At 57.4% G+C, this 9,710-nt stretch carries 8 protein-coding genes; 4 read left to right on the forward strand and 4 right to left on the reverse strand.

What is annotated here, in order from left to right; genetic code table 11:
- Positions 1-64: 64 nt before the first annotated feature.
- Positions 65-697: a DsbA family protein gene (locus tag ACFQUU_RS18560; protein ID WP_382249605.1), complete on the forward strand. Its 633-nt coding sequence runs from the start codon at positions 65-67 to the stop codon at positions 695-697.
- 147 nt (positions 698-844) lie between these two features.
- Here ACFQUU_RS18560 and phbB read toward each other — a convergent pair whose 3' ends face one another.
- From phbB to ACFQUU_RS18580, 4 genes are all read right to left on the reverse strand, one after another.
- Positions 845-1,585 (reverse strand): acetoacetyl-CoA reductase, encoded by a 741-nt coding sequence (phbB, locus tag ACFQUU_RS18565; RefSeq protein WP_382249606.1) that lies wholly within the window; start codon positions 1,583-1,585, stop codon positions 845-847.
- A gap of 200 nt (positions 1,586-1,785) precedes the next feature.
- Positions 1,786-2,961: an acetyl-CoA C-acetyltransferase gene (locus ACFQUU_RS18570; protein ID WP_382249607.1), complete on the reverse strand. Its 1,176-nt coding sequence runs from the start codon at positions 2,959-2,961 to the stop codon at positions 1,786-1,788.
- An 843-nt stretch (positions 2,962-3,804) separates the two neighbouring features.
- Positions 3,805-4,611, reverse strand: a complete 807-nt coding sequence (locus ACFQUU_RS18575) for an IclR family transcriptional regulator (RefSeq protein ID WP_382249620.1) — start codon at positions 4,609-4,611, stop codon at positions 3,805-3,807.
- A gap of 215 nt (positions 4,612-4,826) precedes the next feature.
- Positions 4,827-6,386, reverse strand: coding sequence for a class I adenylate-forming enzyme family protein (locus ACFQUU_RS18580; RefSeq protein WP_382249608.1), 1,560 nt, complete (start codon positions 6,384-6,386; stop codon positions 4,827-4,829).
- 321 nt (positions 6,387-6,707) lie between these two features.
- Here ACFQUU_RS18580 and ACFQUU_RS18585 point away from each other — a divergent pair, with 321 nt between their 5' ends.
- From ACFQUU_RS18585 to ACFQUU_RS18595, 3 genes are all read left to right on the forward strand, one after another.
- Positions 6,708-8,249 (forward strand): 3-hydroxyacyl-CoA dehydrogenase, encoded by a 1,542-nt coding sequence (locus ACFQUU_RS18585; protein WP_382249609.1) that lies wholly within the window; start codon positions 6,708-6,710, stop codon positions 8,247-8,249.
- A gap of 3 nt (positions 8,250-8,252) precedes the next feature.
- Positions 8,253-9,455: a 3-oxoadipyl-CoA thiolase gene (locus tag ACFQUU_RS18590; RefSeq protein WP_382249610.1), complete on the forward strand. Its 1,203-nt coding sequence runs from the start codon at positions 8,253-8,255 to the stop codon at positions 9,453-9,455.
- 14 nt (positions 9,456-9,469) lie between these two features.
- A partial coding sequence (locus ACFQUU_RS18595) for an acyl-CoA dehydrogenase family protein (protein WP_382249611.1) occupies positions 9,470-9,710 on the forward strand: 241 nt, incomplete at its 3' end.

Genomic DNA, 9,710 nt, shown 5'->3' on the forward strand with positions numbered 1-9,710 from the left:
AAACCCGAATGACCCAGATCAAGAAAGCACACCATGCCAAGCCCTCCTCTATATCGCTGACCCGATGCGCTCCTGGTGTTATGGCTTCGGCCCCGAACTCGGCGCCCTGCTGGAAGGACTACCCGGACTGGACCTGCACATCGTTGTGGGCGGCTTGCGCGCCTATAACACCCAGGTCATGGATGACGCGCTGCAGGAAAGCATCAGGGGCCATTGGAAAACTGTCAATGAGCGTACTGGCCTGCCATTTTCGGACGCTGTGCTCGATCGCACGGATTTTATCTACAACACCGAACCGGCCGGCCGCGCGGTCGTGGCAGCGCGCATGCTGGCACTGCAAGCCTCACTCGCGGTATTCCATGCGATCCAGCACGCTTTCTATGTCGAGGGCAAGGATGTCACCAGCGACAGTGTACTGGCATCGGTGGTGAGCGCTGCGCTGAATGCTGCCGGCGTACCGACCAGCGAGGCGGATTTTCTGTCGACCTTCAGATCCGAAGCGGCAGTGATGGCAACCTATCAAGACTTCGAGCAGACCAAGCGCTGGGGTATCACGGGTTTTCCGACCCTGGTACTGAAGCGCAACGGCAAGCTCGACATGGTGACCGCCGGTTATGTGGCGATGCCGACGCTGATTGAATTACTGCAATCCCTCGTCGATCAGGATAGTCCCGAGCCGGTGGGCGCGGAGACCTGACGAATCTGGGGAGGGTAAGGCCAAAGTCGTAAAGTCCAAGCACATACGCGGCAGCTCTCCGGCAATATCGGGCGAACAAAGCAAAGCGGCTCATCCGTAGTGGTGGATGAGCCGCTTTTTTCTACTGGTTTTGTCCGGATCAAATAATCAGGACATGTGCTGGCCGCCATTGATGGCGATATTCGCGCCTGTCAGGAAGGCGGCTTCATCGGATGCCAGATAAGCGACCAGGCCCGCGACTTCTTCCGGCTTGCCAAGACGGCCCATCGGAATTTGCGGAATGATCTTGCTTTCGAGCACTTCATTCGGGATCGCCATGACCATTTTGGTGCCGATATAGCCTGGAGAAATCGTGTTGACCGTGACGCCCTTGCGCGCCACTTCGAGCGCCAATGCCTTGGTAAAGCCGTGCATGCCAGCCTTGGCTGCCGAATAGTTGGTCTGGCCGAAAGCGCCTTTCTGTCCGTTCACCGATGAAATATTGATGATGCGTCCCCAACCACGTTCCAGCATGCCATCACATACCGGCTTGGTCATGTTGAATACGGAGTCGAGATTGGTCTTCATGACCGCATCCCAGTTGACCTTGTCCATCTTCTTGAAGGTCATGTCACGGGTGATGCCCGCGTTATTGACGAGCACATCGACGGGACCGATTTCTTCGGTGATTCTGGCAATGCATGCATTCGCCGAATCGAAGTCCGAAACGTCGCAAGGATAGGCGCGGAACTTGTACCCCTGTGATTCCATGCCGGCGAGCCAGTCGGCGGCCTTTGTATTCCCCGGCGAGTAAGTTGTGACAACCTGATATCCGAGTGCAGCCATCTTGATGCAGATTGCTTCTCCGAGACCACCCATACCACCTGTTATCAATGCGACTCGTGCCATGTGCTTATCTCTCTTTATTTTATGAAAGTGAAGTACTACCCCAACAGCATTACGCTGACTACTGCTTGCTGATACTTAATACTTACTGCTTTTAACTTCTCCTACCTGCTCCTTGAACCATGTGTTTGGCCTGCCTGCTTGTACGACTCGCCTTCGTGACTGCGCCCATCCAGCCACGAAGGTTGTTTTACTTGCCGTACTTAGCGTTCAATCGCCAGTGCGACGCCCATGCCGCCACCAATACACAGGCTGGCGAGGCCGCGCTTGGCGTCGCGACGGATCATTTCGTGAATCAGTGTGACCAGAATGCGGCAACCGGATGCGCCGATCGGGTGACCAATCGCGATGGCACCGCCGTTGACGTTGATCTTGCTGGTATCCCAGCCCATTTCCTTGTTGACGCCGATTGCTTGCGCGGCAAATGCCTCATTGATTTCCATGAGATCGACATCGGAATGCGACCAGCCTGCTTTTTTCAGGCAAAGCTGGGAAGCCGGAACCGGACCCATGCCCATGATGGTAGGATCCACGCCTGCCGAGGAGTACGCCTTGATCCGTGCAAGCGGCTTGAGGCCGAGTTGGTCAGCGCGTTTTGCGGACATCATGATGACAGCGGCGGCACCATCGTTGATACCCGAGGCGTTGCCTGCTGTCACGGTACCGTCTTTGGCGAAAGCTGGACGCAAGCTGCTCAGCGCATCCACTGTGACACCCGGCTTGATGAATTCATCGGTATCGAATACGACTGAACCCTTTTTCGAGGGGATTTCGAGAGAAATAATTTCATCCTTGAACTTCCCAGCTTTCTGTGCCGCTTCCGCCTTGTTCTGCGACGCGGCAGCGAATTCATCCTGCTCCTGCCGCGAAACGCCATATTTCTTGGCGACGTTCTCTGCGGTAACGCCCATGTGATACTGGTTATAAACGTCCCACAATCCATCGACGATCATCGTATCCACCAGCTTGGCATCACCCATGCGGAAGCCGTCGCGCGAGTTGTTCAGCACATGGGGCGAGGCGCTCATGTTTTCCTGACCACCCGCGATGACGATATCTGCATCGCCGCACATGATGGCTTGCGCCGCGAGATGCGTCGCCTTCAGGCCGCTGCCGCATACCTTATTAATAGTCATGCCGGGTACCATGTCCGGTAAACCGGCCTTGATGACCGCCTGACGTGCGGGGTTCTGTCCCACACCTGCTGTCAGGACCTGGCCCAGGATGACTTCGCTGATGAGGTCGGGCGCGATGCCGGTCTTTGCGAGAAGATTTTTGATGACGTGGGCACCGAGGTCCGCCGCAGCGATCTTGGCCAGTGTTCCACCGAATTTACCTACGGCTGTACGGCCCGCAGCGACGATAACTACATCACTCATTGCAACTCCTCAAAAGACTTGGTTGGCTGAAATAAACCCGCTGGCTGCGTGAAGACGCCGGAGAGCAGAGCATTGCAAAACAATCATGTTTTCCATCATAGCCTTGATAAAAATCATGTTGATTGATCTGGCTCAAGTGTGTCCCCGCTTGGAATTAAGCGAGGCCTTTGCCAGACGGAAAATTCCCACAGCTTTTTTCAATATAGCAAGTTTTTATGCGAAGGAAATAAAAAATACAGGCTGTTTATCCAAGGTTTCTTCTGTGCGATATCCAAGCGGATCACCGTTGCGGGGCTTCCGGAGGCGGACCGAGTAGCAACTCAAACCTCTTTTTGCATGTGTCGCGGATGGCACAAGCGGGGGTAGTCTGCGACCGGAGTCAAGCGCAACGTGAGTTCGCCTGCCAGCGCCGGCCACGCCAGTCGGCATTCTTGATGGTTAGCGGCAAACGCTGACTATCCAGGCCTACCAGCAGTTAAGGTATCTGGTGTCGGCATTGGTATCGCTGACGCTGGTGCCCATGTTGCGCGGTAGTGAACTTTGTGCGGTAGTGACCTGTAAGAAGAAAAATCTGGGTATCGCGAAAATACTACTACCATTGGACGCGACTTTGAATATGCATTCACTGGCCTGGTCAATCGCTACAAACGCTACACCAGAACCCTGGACTAGGGAATTGCTGCATCGCGGGGTAATTCTCGCAATTGGCTTTGCCACATTCCTGCTGACAGCCTACCTGTTCGTCACTATCCCCAAAGGGCTCGTCCCGAAGAGAATATTGGATAGAGCAGGGTGATAACCGAGACAGCGGAAGATATCTCGCTCACTACCTTTGCTGCCGGCCTACAGCCGGCGCAGACGTTCAACCAGATCGAGGAGACGCGGTTTGACTTCGTTGAGAAGGAAGTCAGACGACAGATTGAAGGCCGGGCCGCCGCAGTTGATGCTAAGGATGGATGAACCGTTCGTCGGACGGAAGGCAACTGCAATTGCATTGACATCACGTTGCCAGTCGCCGAACGACGTGCAGCAGCCGAGCCGATGATATTCCTCAACGGAACGCATCACGCCTTCGCGTATTGCCGGCCAATTGGTTTCATCCAGTTCCCGCACACGGTCAAGAATGTCGTTGCGCTCGGCGTTTGACGTCTCGGCAAGATAGGCACGTCCCATCGCGGTCAGGGCAATTGGAATGCGGGCGCCGACGTCCAGTCGCAGGGTCAGGGCAGCCTGGCTGCGGCAGTTTTCCACATAGATCATGCTGAGCCGGTCGCGCATGCCCAGCGACACGGTGGCGTGCGAGAAGTCGGCCACTTCCTGCATATAGGGGCGTGCATACTGGCGAATATCCAGTTTGGATAACATGGCGCTGCCCAAAGCCAAGCTGGCGGTCCCGAGCCGGTATTTACCCGCCTCATCGACGTACTGCAGATAACCCAGCTTTGTCAGCGTATAGGTCAGGCGCGAGACAGTGGATTTCGGTAACTTTGCGCGATCCGCCAGTTCCTGGTTACCCAGCATCTTTTCGCCCGATCGGAAACAGGAAAGAATTTCCAAACCGCGTGCCAGTGCCGTCACAAAGTGCCGGTCCTCTTTGGCATTGGATTGCCTGGTTACCGGTAGCTCGTCTTCGCTCAGTTCGTCCGTCATCGGGTGCAGTGCCACTTCAATGTCCTTTTCCGTGCAGGGCGTGGACCGGGGGCCCGGCCCAATCTTCTTTTATGCGGAACGGCCCGCCCGGTTGTATTGCCGTATATGGCTTTATTTCGCCTGGTATTGCGGCATTATCCGACAACTGAGGCCTCCAGCGCAAAGCACGATATAGCCTCAGGATCACTTGTTTACTGCCATGGACCTGCGAGAAATTACGTATTCCCGCTACCGCTTTCTGCCCTCTGTGCCCTCTCTGCCATTTGCTGCAGTTCTTTCTTCAAAATCTTCCCGGTAGCGGCGGCTGGCAAATGATCCATGACGACAATTTCCGTGGGAATCTTGTAGGGGGAAAGATTCGCCTTGAGGTGGACATTAAGCGCTTGAAGATCAATGTCCGCGCCCTGCGCGCGCTCCACGAAGGCCACGACTTCTTCGTTGCCCTCTACCGTGCGGCCAACGACCGCGGATTGCACAACATCAGGGAAGGCATTCAACACCTGTTCTACCTCGATCGGATAGACATTGAAACCGGAGCGGATAATCAGTTCCTTGCTGCGGCCGACGATGGACACAGTGCCGTCCGCTTCCAGGCGCGCGAGGTCGCCGGTGCGCAGCCAACCATCGGGCGTGATGGTTTCAGCAGTCAGGTCCGGCGCGCGGTAATAGCCTTTCATGACGTTCGGACCGCGCACCCAGAGTTCACCCACGCCTTCGCTGCTTTCCTCTGCACCATGTATCCGGATTTCAATGCCCGGAATCGGTTGTCCGACCGAACAATCCTGGCGTGGCGATTCCAGCCGGGTCTGGCAGATGGAAGGTGATGCTTCCGTCATTCCATAACCGTTTTGCAGGATGAGGCCAAACGTGGATTCGAACGCTTGCTTGAGCGGCAAGGTCAGCGGCGCACCGCCTGACTGCGCGACGCGCAGTGCGGGTGCCCGCAGCGGGATGCCATTGCTTTGGCTCCATTCCAGCAGCTTGGCGTACATCGCGGGAGCGCCATGCATGACAGTAATACCATCGTGTTCAAGAGCCTGCGCCAGCGCGGCGGGCTGATAGCGGGACACTAGATGCAGTGCTGCGCCGCCAAGCAGCGCCGCGATCAGCAAGGCTGACAAGCCGTAGACATGAGAAAGGGGCAGCACGCCATAGACAACGTCTTCGGGAACAATCTTTCGCACGCGGCAACCGTTGGCACCGATAAACAGCAAGTTGGCATGAGTGAGCATGACGGCCTTGGGAGCGCCGGTCGTACCCGAGGTATACACCATTGCCGCAACCTGTTTTGTCCCATCGGCTTCTACCGGCTCAGGAACTGCTGTGTCATTGAGCGGACCTAACATCAGGGTCCCGATGTACGGCCAATCGACGATTTCGGCGCCATGCTGTTCGCCGTGTGCCGCAGCCTGCGGCGACACCGCGCTGAAATAAAGCGCCCGGCGGGCACCGGAATGCGATAGGAAATTGTCGATCTCCCGCGTTGAAAGTCGCGCATTCACCGTCGCGGACCACGCATCCAGCCTGCTCACCGCAAAGATGCACACCGCAAGTGCCACCGAATTTTCCGCTACCAGCAGAACCCGGTCCCCTGCCCTGACGCCAGCCTGTTTCAGGCGCTCAACAGTGGCGTCGACCGCCGCACCAAGTTCACCATAAGAAATTGTACGTTCAGCGTCTGACAGCGCGACCTTACCTGCATATTGCGCTGTCCAATGCTCGAATACGGCGTGGATTCGACAGTGTCCTTGCGTCAGATTGATCGGGTGGTCCATTGCATATCCTTACATTTGTTGCCGGCATCGTGGGGCGCCTACGGATTTTGATACTCGCATAGCGGAAATGGAATTGCAATGTCTTTGTGGAATATAGTTCTGCAGTGCAGGTTTAAGCATCGTATCGCAAGCAGCACGGTGTGCTGTCATGTGCGCTGCAACGCTTTAACTAGAGAATTGCTTCATATATAGATATTAGTTGATACACGGAGTTACTTAATCAATTTCTTGACAGTGCGGAAGCAAACAAATACAGTTCCATTTTAAATGTATCGCTTCTGCACTGCAGAACTTCAAACTTAAAAGCCTCAGGAGCCCGGCATGCAAAATGGAATGCGCCCCGAACCGACTTCCCCTCAGCTGGTCGTCGGTCTGGTCGGTTGTGGAATCATGGGTCGTGGGATTGCGCAGATTGCTGTCTTATCGGGCGCTCAGGTTCGTCTCACTGATGCGCGCGAAGGCGCTGCAAAAGTAGCGCGTGAAGAGCTGCTCGCGACCTTCGGCAAACTGGTTGACAAGGGCAAGCTAGACGCTGCCGCTGCAAGTGCCGCCGGGGAAAGGCTCCAGGCCTGTACCGGAATCGAGCAACTGGCTGGCTGTCATGTCGTCGTTGAAGCCATCGTCGAAGACCTCGCCGCCAAACGCTCCCTCTTCAGCACCCTCGAAGGCATCGTCACCGCCGACACCATCCTCGCCACCAATACTTCCTCTCTTCCCGTCACCGCCATCGCCGCAGGTCTCAAGCATCCAGAGCGTGTTGCCGGCTTCCACTTCTTCAATCCGGTTCCGCTGATGAAGATTGTCGAAGCCATCGGAGGCTTCCTGACTGAAGCTTCGGTGGTCGATTACTTGCTGGCACTGGGCAAGCACTGGGGGCATACGGCAGTCCGTGCGAAGGACACGCCGGGCTTTATCGTCAATCATGCAGGACGCGGTTATGGCACCGAAGGTTTGCGTCTGCTAGCCGAAGGCGTGGCAACTGTTCCTGCGCTCGATAACATCCTGCGCGATACAGCCGGTTTCCGTCTCGGCCCTTGCGAACTACTGGACCTGACCGGCCTCGACGTCTCGCATCCGGTGATGGAATCAATCTACCACCAGTATTACGAAGAGCCACGCTTCCGGCCACAAGTGCATACACGCCAGATGTTGACCGCCGGTGCACTTGGCAAAAAAGTCGGACACGGCTTCTATCGTTATGGCAGCGACGGCAAGAAGGAAGCCATTGCGGAGCCGGCACAAGCAACCGCAACCGCGTCCAGCGTCTGGCTCAGCCAGGAACGTCCGGAATTGGCGGAAAAAATTGCGCCGTTCATCGCCGCCGCTGGCATACCGCTTGAATCCGGCGCACGTCCGAGCGATACCGCGCTCTGCATTGTCACGCCGCTGGGCGAGGACGCCACGACCTGCTGTGTACGCGAAAACCTTGATGCGCGCCGCACGGTCGCCGTGGAAAGCCTGCTCGACTTGAGCCGCCGCCGCGTCGTCATGACCACGCCGGCAACCGGCGCCGACTATCTTGCAATGGCATGCGGTCTGTTCGGCGCAACTGGCACGCCAGTCAGCGTGATCCGCGACAGCGCAGGTTTGGTAACACAGCGCGTCGTCGCCCATATCGTCAACATCGCCTGCGAAATTGCGCAGCAGGATATCGCCGATCCGCAAGACATCGACCGTGCGGTGACACTGGGTCTTGGCTATCCGCTGGGCCCGCTTGCATGGGGTGACCAGATCGGCGCGCGGACCGTACTTGCCATCCTTAAAAACCTCGAACAGCAAACCGGCGACAGCCGCTATCGCCCCAGTCCCTGGCTGCAGCGTCGCGCCCTGCTCGGCCTCTCACTACATCACAAGGAGATCTGATCCATGCTCGACGCTTATATCTACGACGGTCTGCGTTCCCCCATTGGCCGCCATGGCGGTGCGCTGGCGGCGGTGCGCCCCGACGATCTGGTCGCCGAGGTGATGCGCACGCTGGTCGCCCGCAACCCATGGAAACCGGAACAGATTGAAGACGTGATACTGGGCGACACCAACCAGGCTGGTGAAGATTCCCGTAACGTCGCACGCAACGCATTGCTGGCAGCGGGCCTGCCGGTCAGCATCGGCGGCCAGACCGTTAATCGCCTGTGCGCCAGCGGCCTCGCAGCGGTGATGGATGCGGCACGCGCCGTTACCTGTGGTGAAGGCGAGCTCTACCTCGCCGGCGGCGTGGAAAGCATGAGCCGCGCACCCTTCGTCGTCGCCAAATCGGAATCGGCATTCAGCCGCGACTTCAAGGTGTTCGACACGACCATCGGCGCACGCTTCCCTAATCCCAAGGTCACCAAGGAGTACGGCGGTCATACCATGCCGGAAACAGGCGACAACGTCGCACGTGACTGCGGCATCACCCGTGAGCAGGCGGATGCATTTGCACTCGCATCGCAGATGAAATATCACGCGGCGCTGCAGGATGGCTTCTACACCGGCGAGATTCATCCGATCAGCGTGCCGACCGGCCGCAAGACACCACCGGTCCTGGTTGACAAGGATGAACATCCTCGTCCGGAAACCACTGCGGCGACGCTCGAAAAACTCAAGCCCTTGTTTGAAGGCGGCGTCGTTACGGCAGGCAACGCCTCCGGTATCAACGATGGCGCAGCGGCATTGCTGATCGGCAGCCGTGCGGCAGGCGATCAAGTCGGCAAGGCACCGATGGTACGCATCCTGTCGGCAGCGGTCGCCGGTGTCGAACCGCGTGTCATGGGTATCGGACCGGTCTTTGCGATCCGCAAGGCACTGGATCGCGCAGGTCTGAGGCTTGCCGACATGGACATCATAGAAATCAATGAAGCCTTCGCCAGCCAGGTGCTTGGCTGCCTGAAGATGCTGGAAATCGACTTCAACGATTCACGCGTCAACCCCAACGGCGGCGCAATTGCCATTGGCCATCCGCTCGGTGCATCGGGTGCCCGCCTCGCCTTGAGCGCAAGCCGCGAACTGGCACGCCGCGATGGCCGCTATGCGGTCGTCAGCCTGTGTATCGGCGTTGGCCAGGGCCTCGCGGTCGTGATTGAAAAAGTTTAGAACCGGAGACAACGATGACTAGCAAAGTACAATTTCACTGGGACGATCCGCTGCTGCTGGACCAGCAGCTGACCAATGACGAACGCATGGTGCGCGATGCCGCCAATGCGTATTGCCAGGACAAGCTGCAACCCCGCGTGCTGGAAGCCTTCCGCCATGAAAAAACCGATCCGGCGATCTTCCGCGAAATGGGCGAACTCGGCCTGCTCGGCCCCACCATCCCCGAGCAATACGGCGGCCCCGGCCTCAACTATG

This window comes from Herbaspirillum sp. GCM10030257, from assembly GCF_042666555.1.
Lineage (GTDB): Bacteria > Pseudomonadota > Gammaproteobacteria > Burkholderiales > Burkholderiaceae_D > Noviherbaspirillum.

Coding starts and splice junctions, on each gene's coding strand:
- ACFQUU_RS18585 (WP_382249609.1), top strand. CDS start 6,708: ATGCAAAATGGAATGCGCCCCGAACCGACTTCCCCTCAGCTGGTCGTC.
- ACFQUU_RS18575 (WP_382249620.1), bottom strand. CDS start 4,611: ATGACGGACGAACTGAGCGAAGACGAGCTACCGGTAACCAGGCAATCC.
- ACFQUU_RS18570 (WP_382249607.1), bottom strand. CDS start 2,961: ATGAGTGATGTAGTTATCGTCGCTGCGGGCCGTACAGCCGTAGGTAAA.
- phbB (WP_382249606.1), bottom strand. CDS start 1,585: ATGGCACGAGTCGCATTGATAACAGGTGGTATGGGTGGTCTCGGAGAA.
- ACFQUU_RS18590 (WP_382249610.1), top strand. CDS start 8,253: ATGCTCGACGCTTATATCTACGACGGTCTGCGTTCCCCCATTGGCCGC.
- ACFQUU_RS18560 (WP_382249605.1), top strand. CDS start 65: ATGCGCTCCTGGTGTTATGGCTTCGGCCCCGAACTCGGCGCCCTGCTG.
- ACFQUU_RS18580 (WP_382249608.1), bottom strand. CDS start 6,386: ATGGACCACCCGATCAATCTGACGCAAGGACACTGTCGAATCCACGCC.